22 protein-coding genes and 1 pseudogene are annotated in these 21170 nt (G+C 69.3%); 13 read left to right on the plus strand and 10 right to left on the minus strand.

The window, feature by feature from the left end; translation table 11 throughout:
• Positions 1-87: 87 nt before the first annotated feature.
• From FM051_RS43290 to FM051_RS43300, 3 genes are all read left to right on the plus strand, one after another.
• Entirely contained in the window at positions 88-1419 is a 1332-nt protein-coding gene (locus FM051_RS43290) for a sensor histidine kinase (protein WP_158852921.1), read from the plus strand.
• Positions 1419-2081, plus strand: coding sequence for a response regulator (locus FM051_RS43295; RefSeq protein ID WP_202919350.1), 663 nt, complete (start codon positions 1419-1421; stop codon positions 2079-2081). The genes FM051_RS43290 and FM051_RS43295 overlap by 1 nt, the downstream gene beginning before the upstream one ends.
• A gap of 213 nt (positions 2082-2294) precedes the next feature.
• On the plus strand, positions 2295-3317 hold the full coding sequence (locus FM051_RS43300) for an LLM class flavin-dependent oxidoreductase (protein ID WP_158852923.1): 1023 nt from the start codon (positions 2295-2297) through the stop codon (positions 3315-3317).
• Between the two features lie 267 nt (positions 3318-3584).
• On the opposite strand, the gene FM051_RS43305 is transcribed toward FM051_RS43300, so the two are convergent.
• The 5 genes from FM051_RS43305 to FM051_RS43325 all read right to left on the minus strand — a co-directional run bounded on the left by FM051_RS43305 (position 3585) and on the right by FM051_RS43325 (position 9395).
• Positions 3585-3893: an NAD(P)H-binding protein gene (locus tag FM051_RS43305; RefSeq protein WP_238413076.1), complete on the minus strand. Its 309-nt coding sequence runs from the start codon at positions 3891-3893 to the stop codon at positions 3585-3587.
• Positions 3894-4131: 238 nt separating this feature from the next.
• On the minus strand, positions 4132-5196 hold the full coding sequence (locus tag FM051_RS43310) for a hypothetical protein (protein WP_158852924.1): 1065 nt from the start codon (positions 5194-5196) through the stop codon (positions 4132-4134).
• Positions 5197-5408: 212 nt separating this feature from the next.
• Positions 5409-6305 (minus strand): RNA polymerase sigma-70 factor, encoded by an 897-nt coding sequence (locus FM051_RS43315; RefSeq protein WP_158852925.1) that lies wholly within the window; start codon positions 6303-6305, stop codon positions 5409-5411.
• Between the two features lie 212 nt (positions 6306-6517).
• Positions 6518-7702: an NAD(P)/FAD-dependent oxidoreductase gene (locus tag FM051_RS43320; protein ID WP_158852926.1), complete on the minus strand. Its 1185-nt coding sequence runs from the start codon at positions 7700-7702 to the stop codon at positions 6518-6520.
• 472 nt (positions 7703-8174) lie between these two features.
• Positions 8175-9395: an NAD(P)/FAD-dependent oxidoreductase gene (locus FM051_RS43325; protein WP_238413077.1), complete on the minus strand. Its 1221-nt coding sequence runs from the start codon at positions 9393-9395 to the stop codon at positions 8175-8177.
• A gap of 168 nt (positions 9396-9563) precedes the next feature.
• Between FM051_RS43325 and FM051_RS43330 the strand changes: the two are divergent.
• The 7 genes and pseudogenes from FM051_RS43330 to FM051_RS43360 all read left to right on the plus strand — a co-directional run bounded on the left by FM051_RS43330 (position 9564) and on the right by FM051_RS43360 (position 16478).
• Positions 9564-9786 (plus strand): annotated as a pseudogene (locus tag FM051_RS43330) (helix-turn-helix domain-containing protein).
• Between the two features lie 684 nt (positions 9787-10470).
• Positions 10471-10827 (plus strand): RICIN domain-containing protein, encoded by a 357-nt coding sequence (locus tag FM051_RS43335; RefSeq protein ID WP_238413078.1) that lies wholly within the window; start codon positions 10471-10473, stop codon positions 10825-10827.
• A complete protein-coding gene (locus tag FM051_RS43340; RefSeq protein ID WP_158852927.1) occupies positions 10824-11081 on the plus strand; it encodes a LuxR C-terminal-related transcriptional regulator in 258 nt (85 codons plus the stop codon). The genes FM051_RS43335 and FM051_RS43340 overlap by 4 nt, the downstream gene beginning before the upstream one ends.
• A gap of 166 nt (positions 11082-11247) precedes the next feature.
• Positions 11248-11487, plus strand: coding sequence for a hypothetical protein (locus FM051_RS43345; protein ID WP_158852928.1), 240 nt, complete (start codon positions 11248-11250; stop codon positions 11485-11487).
• Positions 11487-12458 (plus strand): aldo/keto reductase, encoded by a 972-nt coding sequence (locus tag FM051_RS43350; RefSeq protein WP_158852929.1) that lies wholly within the window; start codon positions 11487-11489, stop codon positions 12456-12458. The genes FM051_RS43345 and FM051_RS43350 overlap by 1 nt, the downstream gene beginning before the upstream one ends.
• A 157-nt stretch (positions 12459-12615) precedes the next feature.
• Positions 12616-12768, plus strand: coding sequence for a hypothetical protein (locus tag FM051_RS43355; RefSeq protein ID WP_158852930.1), 153 nt, complete (start codon positions 12616-12618; stop codon positions 12766-12768).
• Positions 12769-13430: 662 nt separating this feature from the next.
• Positions 13431-16478, plus strand: a complete 3048-nt coding sequence (locus tag FM051_RS43360; RefSeq protein ID WP_158852931.1) for an RICIN domain-containing protein — start codon at positions 13431-13433, stop codon at positions 16476-16478.
• A gap of 241 nt (positions 16479-16719) precedes the next feature.
• Here FM051_RS43360 and FM051_RS43365 read toward each other — a convergent pair whose 3' ends face one another.
• Positions 16720-17130 carry a hypothetical protein gene (locus FM051_RS43365; protein WP_158852932.1) on the minus strand — a complete coding sequence of 137 codons (411 nt, stop codon included), beginning with the start codon at positions 17128-17130 and terminating at the stop codon, positions 16720-16722.
• The gene (locus FM051_RS43370) at positions 17127-17393 is read right to left on the minus strand and encodes a hypothetical protein (protein WP_158852933.1); all 267 of its coding nucleotides are present in this window, start codon (positions 17391-17393) and stop codon (positions 17127-17129) included. The genes FM051_RS43365 and FM051_RS43370 overlap by 4 nt, the downstream gene beginning before the upstream one ends.
• Before the next feature lie 495 nt (positions 17394-17888).
• On the opposite strand from FM051_RS43370, the gene FM051_RS43375 reads away from it, so the two are divergent.
• The 3 genes from FM051_RS43375 (at position 17889) to FM051_RS43385 (ending at position 19502) form a co-directional block, all read left to right on the plus strand.
• Entirely contained in the window at positions 17889-18398 is a 510-nt protein-coding gene (locus FM051_RS43375; RefSeq protein ID WP_158852934.1) for a hypothetical protein, read from the plus strand.
• On the plus strand, positions 18391-18786 hold the full coding sequence (locus tag FM051_RS43380) for a hypothetical protein (protein ID WP_158852935.1): 396 nt from the start codon (positions 18391-18393) through the stop codon (positions 18784-18786). The genes FM051_RS43375 and FM051_RS43380 overlap by 8 nt, the downstream gene beginning before the upstream one ends.
• 218 nt (positions 18787-19004) lie before the next feature.
• Positions 19005-19502: a DinB family protein gene (locus tag FM051_RS43385; protein WP_158852936.1), complete on the plus strand. Its 498-nt coding sequence runs from the start codon at positions 19005-19007 to the stop codon at positions 19500-19502.
• A gap of 145 nt (positions 19503-19647) precedes the next feature.
• On the opposite strand, the gene FM051_RS52550 is transcribed toward FM051_RS43385, so the two are convergent.
• The 3 genes from FM051_RS52550 to FM051_RS43400 form a co-directional block, all read right to left on the minus strand.
• Positions 19648-19815, minus strand: coding sequence for a hypothetical protein (locus FM051_RS52550; protein WP_238413079.1), 168 nt, complete (start codon positions 19813-19815; stop codon positions 19648-19650).
• Between the two features lie 316 nt (positions 19816-20131).
• A complete protein-coding gene (locus tag FM051_RS43395) occupies positions 20132-20470 on the minus strand; it encodes a restriction system modified-DNA reader domain-containing protein (RefSeq protein WP_158852937.1) in 339 nt (112 codons plus the stop codon).
• A 120-nt stretch (positions 20471-20590) separates the two neighbouring features.
• Positions 20591-21055 carry a cupin domain-containing protein gene (locus FM051_RS43400; RefSeq protein WP_158852938.1) on the minus strand — a complete coding sequence of 155 codons (465 nt, stop codon included), beginning with the start codon at positions 21053-21055 and terminating at the stop codon, positions 20591-20593.
• Positions 21056-21170 lie beyond the last annotated feature (115 nt).

Here is a 21170-nt window from a genome sequence, read left to right on the forward strand (position 1 = left end):
ACTTCCGAATAGGAGGTAGAGATTTCTCTACCTCCTACGCCGAAACCGCCGGCTTCCTTCACACCGGTGTTGACTACGGTGTGTGTTGTGTCGGTACGCAACGCACGCACGATCTGGGAATCGGTGGCGCTTCGCCGGTTCCTCCTGACCAGCTGGCCGTGGCGCGGCTTGTCGTACGTGCTGAGCACACCGGTGGTGTCGGCGCTGGTCGGTGTCCCGGTCGCCGCGTTGTGCCTGCCCTGGCTGTACCTGGTCTTCCGGTTCCTCGGGACGGAGCCGATCGCGCTGGGCGAGGCGGTGCTGGTGGGGCCGGCCGGGCTGCTGCTGGTCGTGGCAGGGGGTCCGCTGGTGGCTCTGCCGGTGGCCCGGGTGGAGCGGCTGCGGTTGCGGCTGGTCCACGCCGACCCGGTGCCGTGGCCGCACTCCTCGACCAGGGGTGGCGGCTGGACCGGCTGGTTGCGCCGCCAGTACACCGAGCCGGCGACGTGGCGGAAGCTCGCCTATCTGGTCGTGGTGACGCTGGCGGCACTGCCGAGCGCAGCGCTCGTCCTGACCATGATGGTGGTCGTCTCGCTGGTCATCAGCCCGCTGCTGGTCACGCCGGACCGTCCCCTTGCGCTCGGTCTCGGGCGGGCGAGCACGGTGGCGGAGACGCTGCCGTACTCGCTCCTGGGGGTGGCGCTGTTCCCGGTGGCGTTGTACCTGTTCGCCGGGCTGGCCGGGCTGCACGCGACGGCGGCCAGGGCGCTGCTGTCCGGGGTGTCGGACGAACGGCTGAGGACCGAGTTGGTGGAGGTCTCGCAGTCACGGGAACGCCTGGTCAACGCGTTCGAGGTGGAACGGCGGCGGATCGAGCGGGACCTGCACGACGGGGCACAGCAGCGGGTGGTCAGCCTCATCCTGCAGCTGGGGCTGGCGAAGCTGGAGATGCCACCGGACTCCCCCGGCACCGAATCGGTGGCCAATGCCCATGAACAGGCCGAACAGTTGTTGGCGGAGCTGCGGGAGTTCATCCACGGGATCCATCCGCAGGCGTTGTCGGACCTGGGGTTGCCGGCCGCGTTGCAGGAGCTCGCGGACCGGTCGGCGACGCCGGTGACGGTGGACTGCGCCATCCCGGAGCGGCCGTCCGGCGCGGTGGAAGGCGCGGGGTACTTCGTGGTCGCCGAGGCGTTGAGCAATTCGAGCAAACACAGCGGTGCCACCGAGATCCAGGTCACGGCGAAAGTCCGGCGCAACGTGCTCACGGTGGAGATCACCGACAATGGGCGGGGTGGCGCGGACGCCGGGCGCGGTACCGGGCTGACCGGTCTCGCCGACCGGGCCGCGGCCATCGGCGGCACCTTGTCCTTGTCCAGCCCCATCGGTGGGCCCACCACGGTGCGAGCGGAGTTTCCATGCAGCCCCGGCAAGCAGTGATCCGTACCGTCCTCGCCGAGGACGGGGCGCTGCTGCGGGAGGGGCTCGCGGCCCTGCTCGACCGGTTCGGGTTCCAGGTGGTGGCAGCGGTGGGGGATGCGGAAGCGCTGATCGCGGCGGTCGCCGAACACAATCCCGACCTCGTTGTCACCGACATCCGAATGCCTCCGGGGTTCTCCGACGAGGGGCTGCGGGCGACGGTGCGGTTGCGGCAGGACCGGCCGGAGCTGCGGGTGGTGGTGCTGAGTCAGTTCGTGGAGACCAGCTACGCCTCTGATCTGCTGGACTCCGGCGGCGGAATCGGCGTCGGTTACCTGCTGAAAGACAGGGTCGGGGATGTGCGGGAGTTCATCTCCACCCTGCATCGGGTGGCGGCGGGCGAGACGGTCGTCGACCCGCAGGTGGTGCGCAAGCTGCTGAAACGCAGCAGCACTCCGCTGGCGACCCTGTCGAACCGCGAACGCGAGGTCCTCGGGCTGGTGGCCGAGGGGTACTCCAACGCCGCCATCGCCGAGAAACTCGTCGTCTCCGAGGCCGCGGTGAACAAGCACGTCGGCAACATCTTCACCAAGCTGGGGTTCACGCCTGGCGATGATCGCAACCGGCGGGTGCTCGCGACACTCACGTACCTGCGGGACGGAGCGCAGCTGAATCGTCCGTAACGGGTCGCCGACCTGCGACGATCGTGCATCACCGACCACAGGAGCATTCGTCAGCCATGACGTCACGACTGTTGTACCTGATCTCCACCCGGCTCGGCGGTTGGCTCGTTCTGCTCGGCCACAACGCCGACCCCTGACACCCTGCAGCGGCATCCCGGTCGAGCGAGCAGGGTAGTTGAGGAATCAATCAGTGTGGTGATGCGTTCCACAAGCGTGAAGAGAATCGGATTCCTGTCCTTCGGGCACTGGTCCGACGGCCCGCACTCGCGGACGAGGTCGGCGTCGGACGCGTTGTTGCAGGCCATCGATCTCGCCGTGGCCGCGGAGGAGCTCGGCGTGGACGGCGCCTACTTCCGGGTGCACCACTTCGCGAGGCAGCTGGCCTCGCCGTTCCCGTTGCTGGCCGCGATCGGCGCCAAGACAGAACGCATCGAGATCGGTACCGGCGTGATCGACATGCGCTACGAGAACCCGATGTACACGGCCGAGGACGCCGGTGCCGCGGACCTCATCGCCGGCGGCAGGCTCCAGCTCGGCCTCTCCCGGGGGTCGCCGGAGCAGGTGATCGACGGGTGGCGCTACTTCGGCTACCGGCCCAGCGAGGGCGACACGGACGCCGACATGGCCCGCAAGCACACCGAGGTGTTGCTGACCGTGTTGGAGGGCGAGGGCTTCGCCCAGCCCAACCCGCGTCCGATGTTCGCCAACCCGCCCGGCCTGCTGCGCGTCGAGCCGCACTCGCCGGGGCTGCGCGAGCGGATCTGGTGGGGGGCGGGCTCCAACGCCACCGCCGTCTGGGCGGCCGAGCAGGGCATGCACCTGATGAGCTCGACGCTGAAGAACGACGAGGGCGGGGCGCCGTTCCACGTGCAGCAGGCCGAGCAGATCCGGGCCTTCCGCAAGGCGTGGTCGGAAGCCGGGTGGCAACGCGAGCCACGCGTCTCCGTCTCGCGCAGCATCTTCGCCCTCACCTCCGACCTCGACCGCGCCTACTTCGGCCACGACGGCGACAGCACCGACAAGATCGGCTACATCGACGCCGACACCAAGGCGATCTTCGGCCGCACCTACGCCGCCGAACCCGACGTCCTGGTCGAGCAGCTGGCCGGGGACGAGGCGATCGCCGAGGCCGACACGCTGCTGCTGACCGTGCCCAACCAACTCGGCGTCGACTACAACGCGCACGTGCTCGACAACATCGTCACCCACGTCGCCCCCGCTCTCGGCTGGCGCTGACATAGCCGGGCAACTGGTGGTCAGGTAGTCCAGGTGGCGGCGCAGGTGCCTGCGGTCGTAACGGCTGTGCACCCGACCCGACCGGCCACCGCAGGACGGACAAGCCCTCGAATCCCCGCCCAGCGGACCAAAGTTCAGGTCTCGGGCACCCGTGCGGGTGTCGACCGCCGCATGCGTTGACGACGCAACGGGCTCTCCTGTGGGAGCACGAAACCGAGCGCCCCAGAGGTCCCCTTGTTCGCGGGTCAGATGGCCGGCCGCGATAGGTCAGTTGCTGATGGCCGGCGCGCCGTGGTGGTAGGTGGTGTCGGTGAGCTGATGTGTCAGGAAGGTGGCGATGTCGGTTCTGGTCATGGCGGAGCCGACCTTGTCCACTCCGAGGAATCCGGCTCGGGTGGTTCCGGTCGCGGGTTTGTTGGTGGGGTTGGTGATTCGCGCGATCGTCCAGTCGAGGCCGGAGTCGGTGACGGCCTGGGTCATGCCGCGGAGGTCGCGGAGGGCGTTGGAAAACATCAGGTTCGCGAGGACGGGCAGTACTCGTGCCTTGAGGGTGGGCTGGTCGCGGGGGTCGGGCACGCTGGGGGTGTGGCCAGTCCGACGAAACGGCGTACATCAGCGGCCTGCATGGCGACGATGATGTCGCGGGTGCCGTCGGTGACCGGGGTGCCGGTCGCGCCGCGCTTGAGTGAGGCGCCGAGGGCGCTGATGACGGCGTCGCTGATCAGGAACTGTCCGCATCACTGCCTGATCCACAGGTGGTCATTTCGTCACCGGTTCATCACAGGGTGAACGGAGGGCCTCGGATTCGACGCGGTCAGCTTCTGCGGGTCGCGGACGTAGTTGGGGCCGGGGATGTGGGCGTCCTCAACGCTCCCGCCGCGACGGTGGCGGCACGGCGCGCGCGCAGGCCGCCGGCCAGACACAGCCCTGCACCAAGCGCGAGCCAGGTGACCAGGACGATGACCGAGTGGGTGGCGCCGCGGCCGTCGAAGAACGCGGTGGACCGCAGCAACTGGCCACCCGCCCCGGGCGGCAGCAGCCGGCCAAGCGCGCCGGACCAGCCGGGCAGCATCTCGGGTGCGGTCGCGGTACCTGACAGGGGATTGCCGATGAGCATCATGGTGACGGCGCCGAGTCCGAAGCCGACGTACCCGAGCAGTGACTCCAGTCCGAGGATGCTCACGGAGGTGGCGGCGATGGTCAGGGCGATGGCGCCGCTGTTGGCCGGGTACGCGCCGCCCAGCGAGCCGAGCCAGAACTGCAGGATCGCTGCCACGGCCAGACCGCTGGTGATCGCGAAGGCGAGCGCTCCGGTGACCCGGCGGGCGGTGCCGCGCACGAGTCTGGTCAGCAGCAGTGCGGCGAGCAGGCCGCCCATGACCAGGGGCAGGGCTCCGGCGGCCAGGCCGGCGCCGCGCGGGTCGTCGGCCGGCAGGGCGGCGATGTCGCGGACGGCGACCGTCGTGCCGGCGCCCTGGGCCTGCGCCTGACTGAGCCCGGTCGCGATGCCCTGCAGGGTCTGGGCGACCGCTGCGCCGGCGGCGGAGGCGACGATGACCTGGGGGCTGCCGGAGCCGAGGTCGATTGCCCCGTACACCTGCCGGTCGCGGATCAACCGTTCGGCGGCTGCGGTGTCGGCGACCTCGGTGATCTCGAAGCCGCCCGGCAGGCGTTGGTCGAGCGCGGCGCTGATCTGCTCGACCGCGGCGGCCGGCCCGGCGACGGCGATCGGCACATCGTGCACCGACGACCGCACCGACGGCCAGGCGAAGGCGATGAGCAGCACGCTGATGGCCGCCGTGAGCAGGACGACTGCCCTGGCCACCGTCGGCCAGGGTGACGGCGATGTGTCGGCTGCCAGCGGAGCCTGCGTGATCATGTCTACTCCTCAAACAGAACGTTTGTTTGCTTACGCGGTGACCGGGGACAGGCCCGGTACGCACTTCCGTCGATGGGCGGATGCCTTCACTCGGGTGCTCTGCCCTGACGCGATCGCCTGATCGTGGCGCGGCAGCTGAAGGACTACCTTCAAAGCCCTCGACTCGGTAACACACCTGTTGACGGAGAGGCCCAGCCAGTCCGCGACCGGTGTCATCGCAGGGTGAGTGGGATTTCGGATTCGACGCGGGTCAGCTTCTCCGGGTTGCGGACGTAGTAGAGACCGGTGATGCGGGCGCCCTCGACGCGAACCGCGATGACGCCGTCGAGCTCGCCGTCGACGCGGAGAACGAGTGCCGGGCTGCCGTTGACGACGGTCGGGCCAACGGTGAGCGTGGCATCGGTCTTGGTGAGGCCGCCGACGATGAAGCGGCCCACCTTGTCTGCGCCGGTGATCGGCCGCGGTGAGGCCTGCTTGATGCCGCCGCCGTCGCTGATGGCGACGACCTCGGGGGCGAGCACGTCGAGCAGGCCCTGCAGGTCCCGGGTTTCCAGCGCCCGCTGGAACGCCGCCAGAGCGGCCCGGGTCTGGCTCTGGGTGACCACATGGCGCGGGTGGCGGGCTTCGACGTGGCGGCGGGCGCGGTGGGCGATCTGGTGGACGGCCGCAGGGGTTTTGTCGACGGCGACTGCGATCTCGTCGTAGCCGATGCCGAAGGCCTCACGCAGCACGAACACGGCGCGCTCGGTCGGCGACAGTGTCTCCAGGACGAGCATGAGCGCCATCGACACGCTCTCGGCGAGCTCGACGTCCTCGGCCACGTCCGGCGCGGTCAGCAGCGGCTCCGGCAGCCAGGAACCGACATAGGCCTCCCTGCGTCGCTTCAGCGTGCGCAGCCGGTTGAGCGACAGGCGGGTCGTGATCCGGACCAGGTACGCGCGCTGGTCGCGCACCCGCCCCGCGTCGGCCTCGACCCACCGCAGCCAGGTCTCCTGGAGGACGTCCTCGGCGTCGGCCGCCGAGCCGAGCATCTCGTAGGCGACGGTGAACAGCAGGTTGCGGTGGGCGACGAACACCTCAGTCGACCGGGCCGTGGCGTAGTCGCTCATAGCCGGACGCTCTCCTTCGCGGCCGGCCCCCGGTTGCCCACCGCCTTCACGCGTTACATCCACAACGTCCTCTTTCACTGATGGCCGTCCGATCCGATCCCGCCGGGTTTAGTGCGATCGAGAGTGAGACACCTCCCGCCGCACGGCACGCAGCCCAGATCCGCTCACAATCGACCGGACCGGGCCATCGACACGTGGCGCAGGCTGCCCGTTCAGCGGGGAGCCGGCGCCTCGCCGCACTTGGCCCGCAGCCGCTGCCGGCGCTTGGCATCCTTGAACTTCCATGTGTACGAACCGGGCTTGCGCGCCTCGTGGGCCAGATGCTCGATCAAGCCCGTGTAACTGCTCTCCTTGACCTTCCCGGCAAGGCGGCCACCGATGGAGAACCTGTTCGCGGTGTCGTCCTTGGAGGCGAGCTGCACGGTGGCGACGCGCCGCCCCAGGCTGACGCACAGGCCGAAGAACCCCACATCGACAAACGCGGGTTGCTCACCGGCGATCCGGGCCAGCACCGTGTCAGCGGCGTGCGCGCCCAGCGGGTTCGCGGCCTGGCAACTCATCCGCAGCGGCAGGTCCGACGGCGCCGCCGAATCCCCGGCCGCGACAATGCGCACGTCGTCCACGCTCGTCAAGGTCTCGTCCGTGAGCAGGCGACCGGCGGCGTCGACACTCAACCCGCTGCGCACCGCCAGGTCCGGCACACCGAACCCGGCGGTCCAGATGGTCACCGCGCTCGGCAACTCGCGGCCGCCACTGAGCTGCACGGCATCACGCGCCACAGCCGTCACTTTCGTGCCGGGACCGTCGAGCACCGTCACCCCGAGCTTGGCCAGCCGCTTGGCAACCGAGCGTCGAACCCGAGGATGCAGATACGGGCCGAGCACACCGCCACACACCAGCGTCACAGTGCGGCCCGCCTCCGCCAACTCAGCGGCGACCTCGATGCCGAGCATCCCGGCACCGACCACCGTCACCGCCGCCGCGGGCGCGGCGCCCAGGACCGGCCGCAGCCGCTGCACCTCCTCCAAAGTGGCGATCGGGTAGGCGAACTCTGCCCCTCCGGGCACTCCCGGTTCGGCGCTGCCACTGCCCACCGCATAAATCAGGTAGTCGTAGCCAACCGTGCCGCCCGACGCCAACGCCACGCCGCGCTCGGCCACCTCGATCCGCGTCGCGGTGTCGACGACCAGCCTGACGCGCTCGCCCAGGACTTCCTCGTAATCGACGACCGCGTCGCCGGACCCGCCCACCACCTGATGCAGGCGGATCCGATGGACGAAGGCCGGGCGCGGGTTGATCAGGGTCACGGTCACGTCGTCACGCTGGGTGAGGCGATTGGCCGCCATCACACCCGCGTATCCACCGCCGATCACGACCACCTCGGTGTTCTTGCTCATGGTGTCTCCCTCGTTTCCGGAAGGTCGACCACAAGACACCGCGTGAACGAACGTTCTGACAGCGTGTAAGACAGATCACTCCGCAGACGCGGGCTTGGTGACTGGCAGGGCTCTCAGCGCGTGACGGCAGCGAGCCGCTGCACGGTGTCCGCACGCGACTGGTGGCTCCGAAGCCCGGGAGCGGTTCATCGCAGCGCAGGTGCCGAGCCTGGCCGTGGTCGGCGTCGGGTCACCACTGGGTGATGAGCGGCGTGTCCGGTTCGTGCTGCCCCCAGGCTTCGGCGAGGCGGGGCGAGGCGGGTGGGGGCGGCGATGCCGCGCACGGTCGCGATCTTGCCGCCTGTGATGTCGAACATCACGGCGCCGACGACCTGGTCGCCAGCCGGTACGCCAGCGAGGCCGGCCGGTTCCGACTGGTGTCGAACCGACTGGTATCGAAGCGACCAGTAGCGGTGCTGTCCACGCGGACCCCCTAGGCGGCTACGCGACCGCCTTCTCGGCGGATGCATCCGGCGCGGTGGCCAGGCGGCGCTTGCGCTTGGGCAGGCCGAAGGTCGGGTGCGAGATGGCCCACAGCGCGATCTTGTTGATGCCCTCCTTGACCAGCGCGGCCTTCCGGCCGCCCACATACTTCGGCTTTGCTTGCGCTTCGTCGTCGACCATCTGCAGGATCCCGTCCCGCCGCCCGAGGGTGATGTGGTTGCCCGAGTAGACCAGCTTGGTGTTCGCAATCTTGCGGCCTGTCAGGCGTCCCACGACCGCGTCCACGGCCTGCCGGCCGGTGTAGCCGGCCGGTGTAGCCGGCCGAACCGCAGGACATCGGCAGCGGCCGGTCGTTGTCGCCGATGGCGTAGACGCTGTCGCCGGCGGCGTAGACGTTCGGGTGCGAGACCGACCGCATGGTGCGATCGACGACGATCTGACCGTTCTCGGTGACCTCCAGCCCGCTGGCGGCGGCGATGGGGTTGACCGCGAACCCGGCCGTCCACACGGTTGCGTCGGACGCCAGGGCGGTGCAGTCGGCGCACAGCACCCGCGTCGCTTCGACGGCTTCGACGCTGGTGTGCTCCAGGACGGTGATGCCCAGCCGGTCGTAGACCTGGCGCAGGTGGCTGCGGGCCCCGGGCGAGAGCCGGGCGCCCAGCTCGCCGCGGGCGACCAGCGCCACCGACAGGCCCGGCCGGGATTCGGCGATCTCGGTGGCGGTCTCGATGCCGGTCAACCCGTCGCCGACGACCAGCACCCTCCCGCCTTCGCCCCGCCTGCCCAGGCTGTCCAGGCGCTCGCGCAGGCGCAGCGCCGCCGGACGACTGGTGACGTGGAAGGCGTGCTCGGCCACGCCGGGGACGCCGTGGTCGGCGACGTGGCTGCCGAGCGCGTAGAGAAGCGTGTCGTAGCCGAGCTCGCCGCCGCCGTCGGCGTCGGCCACGGCGACGACCTGGCGCTCGGGGTCGACGGCGGTGACACGGGCCAGGCGCAGCCGTATCCCCGTGCCCGCGAAAACGTCGGCGAGCTTTCGAACCTCGATCTCCCGGCCGGCCGCGAGCTGGTGCAGCCGCATCCGCTCGACGAAGTCCGGCTCAGCGTTGACCACGGTGATCTCGGTGTCCGCCGAGGACAGCCTGCGGGCCATGATCCCGGCCACGTAGGCCCCGGCGTAGCCGGCGCCGAGGACGATGATGCGGTGCTTCATGTGTTGCTCCTGTCGGTTCGCTTGCTCTCGATGAGTTGAGCGAAACGGCGCCCCGATTGCTGACAGGAGCTGCTATGGCATGGGTCACAGAGCGGCAGGAGCGCCGCCCGACGATGCTCGCGACGCCGAGGCGGCGCAGATGCAGGCCGAGCTGAACGAGGTGATCTGATGCCGATCATCGTCGACATCGACGTCATGCTCGCCAAACCGGAAGATGTCCGTGGGCGAATTCGCCGAACGCGTCGGCATCACACCCGCCAACCTGGCCGTGCTGAAGGATGGCCGCGCCAAGGCCGTTCGCTTCACCATCCTCGCCGCACTCCGCGAAGCCCTCGACTGCCAGCCCGGCGACTTGCTGCGCTGGGAGACCGCGGACTCCGCGGGCGCGTGATGGCCACGGGCCACCGAGACTCGTGCCGGCGGTCGCCTTGCTCGCGGTGCTCTACCCACTGGACTCGGCCCTGACCGGTCAACGGTCAGCCCGCGACCCAACCACCACCTGAGGTCCAGCAGCACCCTGCCGCGGTACACGGCCTCGGCACCCGCAGACTGCTACGCACCCGGATGCTCGGCGGCCTCGTCAACGAGTACAGACATGCCGCTTGACCAGCAACGACGACTTTTCGAGCGGCACACGGTCGACAGGGATACCGGCCAACCGGTGATCACTCCTGCGCCAGCGACGTCCCAGGATCTCATGTCGCCCGCAGCACGACACTGTAAGTCTGACTCATCTGTGCGGCAAGCAGCCTCGAACGGGCAGTCGGCGGCTTCGGCACCACGTCGACCGGGCCATGCAGACCTGGAAATTTTCAAGTCCACCCTGCTCCTACCTTGACTTCAGCGGCACGTGACCGCTGTCATTGTGCACTGGAGGCGGTCGGGGGCATCGGCCTAATCCAGGCGCAAGTCGGACACAGGCTGCCCGATCGACCGCCGTGAAGAGTCAGACGCATTCTTGATCCAGATCCGCCCTCGGACGTCACCGGCGGGTGCACGACGCAGTGGAGCAGTCCATGACAGCCAAGACCCGAGGTCTCGCGCCCCGTCCCCGCGCCGCCACCGCCCGGCCGCCGTGCGGTGCGACCTATGTCGCGACCGGGCCTCCGCACGACAACGTCCTCAACGGCAACGTCCAGGTCAGCGGCGGCACCTGGCCGACGGCGGCACGACGGTCGGCGCGCTGCGCGCGGCGGGTGCGGGCAAGCGCCTGGAAGTCAACGGCGCGTCGACCACCGATGGCGCGAAGGTCATCCTGTGGACCTGCCACAGCGGTAGCAACCAGCAGTGGGCCTTGGTGTGGGCCGATCGTGAACACCAGGCCCGTCCCGCCGGCGATCACTCCGACCACCCTGTGAGGTGTATCCGACATGTGCCGATCGACGACCTCGTCCGCCCGGGAATCCGAAGCCCGAGGATCCACTCGCCATGACCACGTTTGAGCCGGCGGGATCGACCATGTCGCCCGTCGCGGAGGACGTGGACGCGGTGGACCTCGAACCCACGGCCGCGACACTACGACTGCTGCAGCTCATGCGCACGGGGGCGATCGACGAGACCATCGCACGGGAGTTGGGGGTCAGCCTCCGCACCGTGCACCGCCGGATCACGCGCCTCCAGAACCTGCTGGGCGTGTGTTCGCGCTTCCAGCTGGGCGTGATCGCCTGCGAACGCGGCTGGGTGTGACGTGGGACGGTTCGACGCCGGCGGCGGCCTCGTCATCCGGTGGCCGGCCGACTCCGGCACCAACCAGCAGTGGCGACTGGTCGCCTTGCGATCCCCGCCGTCGCGCGGCCGAGGGCGAAGTCGAAGCGCTTAGACACGTAACACGCCCGCACCGAGAAGAGGCTCGATGAAATCGCTGACCGCCGACCCTGCCGGTGTCGGACGGCGTGCCGCCCACGACGTGGCCGCGTTCACCACCGACCGTCCCCCTGCCGGTGGCGTGGGGCCTGTTCGTACGGCCTTCGCCGCGGGCGCCGGCCCGCTCGCACGCATCGCCGCGCGGCAGGTCGGCGCGTCGGCGGCGCGTCCCGGCGAGGTCGTCGGCAGCGGTCTCCTCAGGCGGCGACACGCGGCGGGGCGGGCGTGATGGCCGAGCCGTGGTTCGCCGAACGGGCGTCGCTGGGTCGCTCCGGTGTCACCGTGACCAGGCTGGGCCTGGGCACCTCACCGCTCGGCGGGCTGTCCTCGCCGGTCGACGCGGACGAGGCGCGAGCGGCGCTGGAGGCGGCGTGGGACGCGGGCATCCGCTTCTTCGACACCGCACCGCACTACGGGGCCGGCCAGGCGGAGCGGCGCCTCGGCGCGTTCCTCTCCGATCGGCCGCGCGCGGATTTCGCCGTGTGCACCAAGGTCGGTCGGCTGTTGGTGCCCGGCGACGCGCCGCCCGGCGACTGGGGTTTTTACGGCGATCCGGGCTTGGTCAGGGTGAACGACTACAGCGCCGAAGGCGTCTACCGCTCGCTGGCGGACAGCCTGGAGCGGTCGGGCCTCGACGCGTTCGAGGTCGTCCTGATCCACGACCCCGACCACCACTGGGAGGAAGCGGTGACCGGGGCGTACCCGGCGCTGGAACGGCTGCGCGCCGAAGGTGCGGTGCGTGCCATCGGGGCGGGCATGAACCAGGTGGAGATGCTCACCCGCTTTGTCGCCGAAACCGACATCGACTGCCTGCTCCTGGCCGGCCGGTATTCGCTGCTGGACCGGAGCGCGGCCGACGAACTGCTTCCGCTGTGCGCGTCGCGCGGTGTCGGTGTGCTGGTCGGGGGCGTGTTCAACAGCGGCATCCTCGTGAACCCGGCGGCCGGGGCCAACTACAACTACGCCCCGGCGTCCGACGACGTCCTGCGGCGTGCTCGCACCCTGGCCGCGCGGTGCGCGGCGCACGGCGTCCCCCTCTCCGCCGCGGCGATGAGGTTCCCGCTGCGCCACCCCGCCGTGGCTGGTGTCGTCATCGGCGCCCGGAGCACCCGGCAGATCACCGCGAACGTCGCGGACGCGCGGATGCCGATCCCCGAGGAACTGTGGGCCGAACTCGACCTGCCGATGGACGCGATGTGAGCCGTGCCCGATGTGGTCGAATCGTCAACGCTGCTGATGACGGTGCCCGCCGTCGTCCTGCTGGTGGCCTTCGACTACGTGCCGCTGCCGCTCCGATCGAACGCATCCCGCTGTTCCTGCGTGACGACGCACGCCTGCCGTTGCGCGAGGAGCGGGCATGACGGCTCGCGACCTGACTCACCGGCTCGGCGGGCTCGCCTTCGGCGGTGACTGCAACCCCGGGCAGTGGGACGAACCGGTGTGGGAGCAGGACGACGGGTTGATGCGCCGGGCGCGGGTCGACCAGGCCACGGTCGGCGTGTTCTCCTGAGCCCTGCCGGAACCCGAGGAAGGCCGTTACGACTTCGCCTGGCTCGACGCCGTGGCGGGCACGGCGTTCGGCGCGGACCGCGCCCGTTCGCTCGGTGTGGAGGCCGTCACCCGGGGGTTCGTGGCGGTTCGTGATCAACCACGGCGCCGAAACCGTCGCCCTCCCCCAGCCCACGCACGACCTGCTCCGCGACCGGCCGTCGCGGAACTCCCGCCCGGCGGCTGTGCCGTGCTGCGATGAAACCCGCCGGTCACGACGAATCGCCGTGGCCGGCGGGCCCTTCGCCGTCCTCGAACCGGCGAGGCAGGCGCCCGGTTCAACCGGCTGCTGCTCGACCGGCTCGACGGGAACGCATCACCCGCGTGGTGCGGTTCCGGGCCGCCGTGCGGTCGCTGCGCGAAGCGCGAGGAGGCCGTCGCGGGCTGTCGTCCGTTCCCGGTGACGCGCGCCGATGATCCCGGCCCGACCGCCTGTTGTGAACGTTCACATCCCAATTTGGCGGACTGGTCCGATGACGGCGACCTCAAGGTCACAGAGCAGTCATTCGATGCACGTTCCCAGCAGGTCAGGGTGGCAACAATATGCCAAGTGCAGCAGTTCCCCTGCCCATCATGTGAGCGATAACATCCCGATCCCCCTCAATGGAGACAGGGAGTCGCCCCATGTCGCTTCGAACGCGACCAGCGCGTCCTCGACGTTTCACCCGATGGTCCGTACTGGCGACGGCGGTGCTCGCCGTGGTCGGGGCGCAGTCGGGGATCGCGGCGCCGTCGGCCGCCGCCCAGGTAGCCCCCGCAGCGTCCACCAACCTCGACGGGTTCAGCGCCGGTACCGGCGCGCTCGCGTCCGTGGACCTGGCCGGATCGTGGAGCTTCACGCCCTCCGGGCGGGCGGCGACCTCGATCACCGTGCCCGGTGGCGGCTGGTACAAGCAGGGCTTCACCGACGTGAACGAGGCGACGTACTCGCGAACCGTGACCGTGCCGAACACGGGGCAGCCGCAGTCGGTGTGGATCGAGTTCGGCGCGGTGAACCATCAGGCGACGCTGTCGGTGGACGGGCGGGTGGTCGGCACCCAGACCACCTCCTTCACGCCGTCGAACTTCGACATCTCCGCCTTCGCCGCCCCCGGCACCACCCACACGATCAGCGTGAACGTGAAGGGCCGCTACGCCCTGATGAATGGGAACAAGACCACGGTTCCCGACGCCGCCGATTGGTCCGAGGCGGTCCCCCAGGGCATCTACCGCTCGGCATTCATGCGCGTGTACCCGGCGGTGTACGTCAGCGACGCGTTCGTGCGCACCTCCGTGGCCAACCAGACCCTCACCTACGACGTGTCCGTGACGAACACCTCCGGCAGCTCGCGGTCGGTGACGCTGACCGGCGCGCTCGCCCCGGACAACAGCGCGTCGTTCAACTACCCGGCGCTGCCCAGCCGCACGGTCACCGTGGCCGCCCGCTCGACCGCCAAGGTGACGGTCGGCCCGGTGGCGTGGAACCTCGGCTCCGCCTCGTACTGGTGGCCGAACGTGCCCTACCGCGCCGGGTACCGCGCCCAGCTGCACCGGCTGTCGGTGCACGCATCCACCGACGACGGCCGCACCAGCGACGCCACGTACCGGTTCGGGTTCCGGGACACCATCCAGAACGGCGAGTACTACTACGTCAACGGCGTGCGCGTGAACTTCCGCGGTGACAGCCTGCAGGGCGCGGACTACGACCGGATCGACAACGGCGGCAAGGGCGACGCCTATGACACGCTGCCCGGCTTCCTCCCGCCGTCCACGGGCAACGGCGGCTGGCCGAAGGCGGTCGACAACTACCAGCGGCTCAACTACAACGTGGTCCGCTTCCACCAGGAGCCGGCCAGCCCGTACATGATCGACGTGGCCGACGAGATGGGCCTGATGGTCATCGACGAGACCGCGATCCGCGGTACCTGCAGCTGCCAGGACTTCGTCGCCGGGCACGACAACATGGTCAACCACGCCCGCGCGCTGACCCTGCGCGACCGCAACCACCCCTCGATCATCCGCTGGAGCCAGTCCAACGAGACGGACATCAGCACCTTCGACTCCGAGCAGTTCCAAAAGGACCTGTACGCGGCGATGAACGGCAACGACGGCACCCGGCCGATCAGCGTCGACACCGCCTGGAACACCAACCCGTACCCCACCATGCTGAACGGCAACTTCGCCGTCTTCCGGCACTACATCGACGACATCGGCAAGTACGGCGAGGCGGTCGCCCCCCTGGCCGGCCGACCCGACGGTGAGGGCGAGTACGTCTGGAACAAGTCCAACACCAAGCAGGGCTTCGAGTGGTTCGCCACCGCGACGATCGCCAAGCGCGCCAAGGACGCCGCCGACCTGCGGCCCTACACCCTGCTGTCCGGCTGGGCGAGCTTCGTGCCCGGCGTGCGGTCGACGGACTTCGTCCCCGAGGAGGGCGGCAACCCCGTCTACGGCGAGGACAACCTGCCCGACCCGTGGGCCAACCCGCAGATCCAACGCATCCAGGCCGCGTTCAACCCGGTCGCTGCGGTCGACCTGCCCTACTGGTCGGCGTCCGGCATCTCGGACTCGAACGGCTCCTTCCCGCTCGAGCACGCGGTCGACACCTACCAGCACGGCAGCACGATCACCCGCGACATCACCGTGTTCAACGACGACCTGACCAACACCTCGGTCGGGTTCTCCTGGACCGCGCGGCTGGACCGGCCCGACGGCCCGGTGGTCGCCTCCGGCAACGAGAACCTCACCGTGCCGCTGGGCTCCCGCGTCACCCGGCCGGTCACGTTCACCGCACCGACCAGCGGCACCCGGGTGTACCTCGTGCTGACGACCACGAAGTCGGGCAGCACGGTGTTCACCGACTCCGTCGAGTACCTCAAACTGGGCATCCCCACGTCCACCGTGGACGACGCCGCGTCCACCGTGTCCTACACGGGGACATGGGGGCACGCCACCAGTGAGACCGGCCCGTACGCCGGCACCAACTCCTACAGCGATGTCACGGGCGACACCGCGACGCTGAACTTCGTCGGCACCGGCGTCACGCTGCGCGCGGTGACCGCGCCCAGCCACGGCATCGCCGCCGTCTCCATCGACGGCGGGCCCGAAACGATGGTCGACCAGTACTCGGCCGTGCGGACCGGCGACGCCCCGGTGTGGACCAGCCCCCGACTGGCCTCCGGCTCGCACACGATCCGGGTACGCGTCACCGGCACCCAGCGACCCGCCGCCGGCGACAACTGGGTCACCGTGGACCGGCTCGAGATCACCAACACGCCCGTGGCCGGCACGAACTACCGCATCGTCAACCGCAACAGCGGCAAGCCGCTGGCGGTCTCGGGCGGGTCGGCGGACGGCGCGCTGGTCGTCCAGCAGACCGGTGGCGCGCCCTGGACCGTCGCCTCCGGGCCCGGCGGGACCTACGTGCTGACCTACACCGCCAGTGGCAAGGTGCTCGACGTGCCCGGCCACAGCTCGACGACCGGCGTGCAACTGACGCAGTGGAGCACTACCGGCGGCGCCAACCAGCAGTGGTACCTGCGCCCGAACAGTGACGGGTACTTCACCATCGTCAGCCGCGAGAACGGGCTGGCGGCGGACGTGAACGCCTGGTCGACCGACGACGGCGCGAAGGTCGTGCAGTGGACCGCCACCGGGGCCGCCAACCAGCAGTGGCAACTGATCCCCGCGTGATGAACCTCCCGGCCCGGCGCACGCTCCCACCGCGCCGGGCCGGGAGGACCCACACGGGAAGGCTGCCGGAGAGCTGACGCAACCGATCACCGGTCAAGCAGGGATCACCCGACTCGACATCCACCGGCGGCAGCGGTCGGACGGCATCCTCAACGAGTACCAACACGCCACCTGACCTGCACGGACGGTATTTTCGGCAAGCACACTCCCGTTGCGACAGTGCCGGGCCACCTTCCGGGACCTACAGGTCACCGTGCGCTACGACGTGAGCTGTCACAGCCTCCATGACGTACTCGGGCGCCCCGCGCCCGATGCCCTCCACCGATTCAGGCCACCAGGGCGGCACCGACTTGTCCATGATGTGGTTATAGACGCGGCAGTGCGCGCACCACTCCAGACCGTCCGCCCCGTTGACGTACCGCCGCGCCTTCTCCTGCAGCCACTGTGGCGCCTGGGCCAGCTTCGCCGGGTCCGCTCGCCGGTGTCGCACGTAGAACTGGTGCAGCGCCCGCACGCCGCAGTTCGGGTACGGGGCCTCGACCCTGATCGAAGGCTGATTCCACGCATGGCGGAACACCTCCGACCACTGCCGGCCCAACTCGCGGGGCACCACCCACCAAGCCCCGTCCACGATGTCGTCAGGCTTTGTCATCGTCTGCCCTCGATCCAGTTCTGCAGAGCGTTACCGGCCCCGAAGGGCGTGCCGTCCGCCACCGACTCCTCACTGCCGTGCTGCTCGTCACTCTCGAACCGGTTGTGCCGCAAGTAGTGGCGGGCGTGCCGCGGTTCGTGGGCGATTGCATTGGCGACCTCGGCATCACCGCCATACAAGGCGGCCGCACCGATCCGGATCACTTCACCGCCCTCCTCACCCCTGGTCACGCCCGCCGACCCGATCCCCTCGTCGAACACCACGCGGATCTGCTTGCCCGAGCCCCGTAGGTTGATGCCGTAGTGGTGGGCGATCGCCTCGACGTAGGCTTGGGGGTCGTACCTCGGGGACGTCTGGAGGGTGCGTTCGAACGGCCGCGTCGTTTCGGACGGTACGCCGTTTCACCGAGCGATCCGCAGTCCCACAAGCCTGCGGATCGCCCCATCCCACCGAAGACATCAGCGCGCTGGATTCCTCCCGCATAACAGGAGTCCGTGAGCTGCGCTTGTGCAGGAGGCGAGGACAGCAGGCCTGAGGCGTTGCCGGCTTGATCGGGGCGGAACGGCTCGGCGGCAGAGCCTCCGCTGAGGATGACGCCCAGATCGATGACGGATGCGGTGTTGGCTGCGTCGATCAGGGCTTGGACGCCGGCAGAGATCGTGGGGCGAGGGCTTGGCGTGCCGCAGGGGTGAGTGCGTTGGCCTGTGGGGTGCCAGAACTCTGCACTGGGGCGCTGAGCGTGCAGTGAGAGGAGCGTGATGAGTTACTCCACCCCCTTCCGGCACGAAGACGGCTTTTACCGCAAGAAGCGGAAAGAAGACACCTCGCTTGTCGCCCAAGCGCGGCAAGCGGCGGAGCAACTCCCCACACCACCCAAGGACGACACCGTCGTCTCACGGCCGCAACGCCAAGAGGAGCAGACGGCTGCCGCCGCGCCGCCCGTGCTCGAACTTCTCCTGTACCACGAGGAAGAGCGAGCAGCGCGGGCCTCCGGCGACCTACGGCTCGCGTCCAGCGCACTCGTCGGGGTCGTCCGCGACCTCGACGTGTTGCCGGACAGTGCGGAAGACTACCTGCGCCAGACCGGCCGGGGCAGGTCACGGCAGCGCGTGCGGGAGGCCATGCCACATCTCGTGGCGATCTCCGCGATCGCCGCACTGCCCTTGGCGGAAGTAGGCGAGTTCCTCGACCTGCCACCCGACCGCGTCGACGCCGTGCTGGCCTCGTTAGCTCGGCACGGCGGCTTCGGGCGCGTTCGCCGTGGGTGAGTCGGCGCTCAAGGAAGTCATCAAGACAGGGGTCGTCGCACTGGTCGCCGCCGCCCTGCAAATGGGCACCGACCACCTACTGACAGAACGCACCAAGCAGAGCCGGCGCAGCGCCGCACTAGAAGCACACGCTGCGCTGCTCTCGGAGCTGTCCACGGCGAGCGCACTGTGGGAGGCACTCGCCTACGACGGAGAGCACGCTGTCATACGAACGCGGCTGGCAGTACGCATGTGTGCCGTACGGGTCGCGTCGATCCCGCTGGAGTGGCAGGACAAGTGGCACTACTGGGACTTGCTCGACGACCTTACCGCGGCGCTGGGCGAGGACACGCCGGATGGCCTTCGGGTTCAATTGCGGAGAATCACCGCGCTGAGTCCGCCCGCGTGAACACTGGCAGACCGGTAGCCGATCAACGACGCAGGCGGACTGGCCTCGGAGGGCTGCGTACGTCCCGATTTGCTGCCGACCGGGCGGACCACTCAGGCGAATAAGTGATGCGGAAAGAGCAGCCCTGAGGTGGGCAGGCAGCCTCGCGATCCCTCAACGTCCGCTCATACCGGTGTTCGCTGGTTGCTCCTGGGGGACGGTCTTGGGATGCTTCGCACATGTCCTCCCTCCCGGCGGCATCAGCCGAAGACGTCATCGATCAGCCGGCCCGGGACCAGTTCGAGGTGTTCCTCGACGAACACCGCGGTGCACTCGATCGCTGCTTGGACGGGTTGACCGAGGAGCAGGCGCGCCGATCGTTGGTCCCCTCCCGGACCACGCTGTTGGGTCTGGTGAAGCATGCGACGTTCGTCGAGAAGGTCTGGTTCGACGAAGCCGTCACGTGCCGGTCGCGCGCCGAGATCGGCATCCCCGCGACGCCCGACGAGTCGTTCATCCTCGATGACGGCGACACCATCGCCACCATTCGGCAAGCGCACCGCGAAGCATGCGAGGCGTCACGCCGCACGACGTCATCCATGGGGCTGGACGACGTGGTCCACGGCAACCGGCGCGGCCCGCTCCCGCTCCGCTGGGTGTACCTCCACGTGCTGCGCGAGCTCGCTCAACACTGTGGGCACGCAGACATCCTGCGCGAGCAACTCCTCGATGAGTAGGACTCCAGCGCCCCACACATGCCCATCAAGCCAGCGGCAGCAGGTGCCGATTCAAGCAGTCCGGAAGCCCGTGGTAGCCCCGGTGTACGAATACAGCGGAAACAGCCAGATCAGACCCGCCGGCGTGGTCACCTGCGTCGGGAACCTACAGCTGTGTATCCGTTTCCGGTTCGCCCACACCTGTGCCGATCATCGCGGCGAACGGCTGGCCGAACGGGTCGACGAGCGCGATGTATTGGGTGGACAACGGTGGTGTGAGGACGTTGAGGGCGATGATGTTGTGATCGCCGACCAGCTCGAACAGCGCGGTCACGACCTTTCGGCTTGTCGCCTCGTCCGGAACGGTGTCGAAGCCCTCGACTCGGACCTGCAAGGTCCGCTGTCGGGCGGGACGGTGGCGACCGTGCGGGTGTGAGCCGGGATGTCGCTGCGATTCCGCGCGTTGGTGATGTCGGCGGACAGGCGCACGGCGACGGCTTCCAACGTGTAACCGGGTCCGTCTCCGACTTGGGCACCTCGCACGACAGAGCTGTCCGTGATGGGCTGGAAGTTTGTCACGGCAAGCCTTTCCTCACAGCGCAGCCGGACCGCCCGCACATCGGGTGCGGGCGGTCCGGCGTGGGACGGGGTCAACGCCTGCCGGGTTCGATCGGAAGCCCGTGTCGTGCTCGTAGTTCCGCGCGTAGGTCGCCCAGGGCGCGCCCGTCGGAGGCCCTCTTCCAGGTCCGCCAGCCGCTGATGTTCTTGCCTCCGAGGGCGGTGATGGCTCCGGAGGGGTTGGCGTAGATCCGGCCGTCCGCGAGCAGTAGCGTGCCGTCGGGTTGGATGCGGGCGGTGTGTCGGGCACCGCGACCGGGGCGGTCCCAGAGGAACTCCTCGCCCGGCCGGGTCAGACCGGCGGTGAGCAGGTCGACGAGGCCGCCGTTGCCGCCCCAGCCGTGCAAGAGTGGCGTGGGCGGTCGTGCCACACCTGTCTGGTGGGTGGCGACTTCGCTCAGCTCGGTGCAGGCTCGTGATCGCCGCTGCGGTCGGGGCCGACCGCATCCTCGACCCCGTCCGGGCCCCCGGGATCAATTGCGGGACGGCCTTCAGGCGGGGGGTGGGTTGTCGAGGAGCACCACTCCGTATCGGGCCAGGAGGTCGGTGTGCTCTGTGTCGCGACGCGCGTCGGCGGATCCTATCGACTGGAAGTAGCCCTCGATGGCCCCGGGATTGTTGATGACCAGGACCTCGGCGGCCGTCGTGAGGGGTTGGAACGTATGGGGGACGAATCGAGGTCCGTAGACGTAGGCACCGGCCTCGGCGTCGTGCACGTCGCACTCGTCGAGCGAGCTCGAACCCACCCAGAAGCGGACGCGGCCGGACAGGACCACCCAGCTCTCGTCCTCACGACTGTGGCTGTGCAGGGGTGGCGCGGCCTCGCGGCGCATGGTGAGGCGCACGACGCTGACCGCTCCGCTGGTCTCGACGGTCGACACAACCTGCTCGTTGACGTTGTCGTAGTAGCGGTAGACCTTGCCGTCGCCTCGGTTCCGTACCAGGGCAATGCTCATGTGAGGTCCTTCCCGGTCGCACACGAGGGCGGCCTGCACGTCGATTCCTACTGCGTGGTCACCGAACGGCCGTCATCACGGCGCCGGTCCCTGTGATGACTCAGGCGGGCTGCTC

Origin of the sequence: Saccharothrix deserti (genome assembly GCF_009769385.1) — a bacterium.
Taxonomy (GTDB): domain Bacteria; phylum Actinomycetota; class Actinomycetes; order Mycobacteriales; family Pseudonocardiaceae; genus Actinosynnema; species Actinosynnema deserti.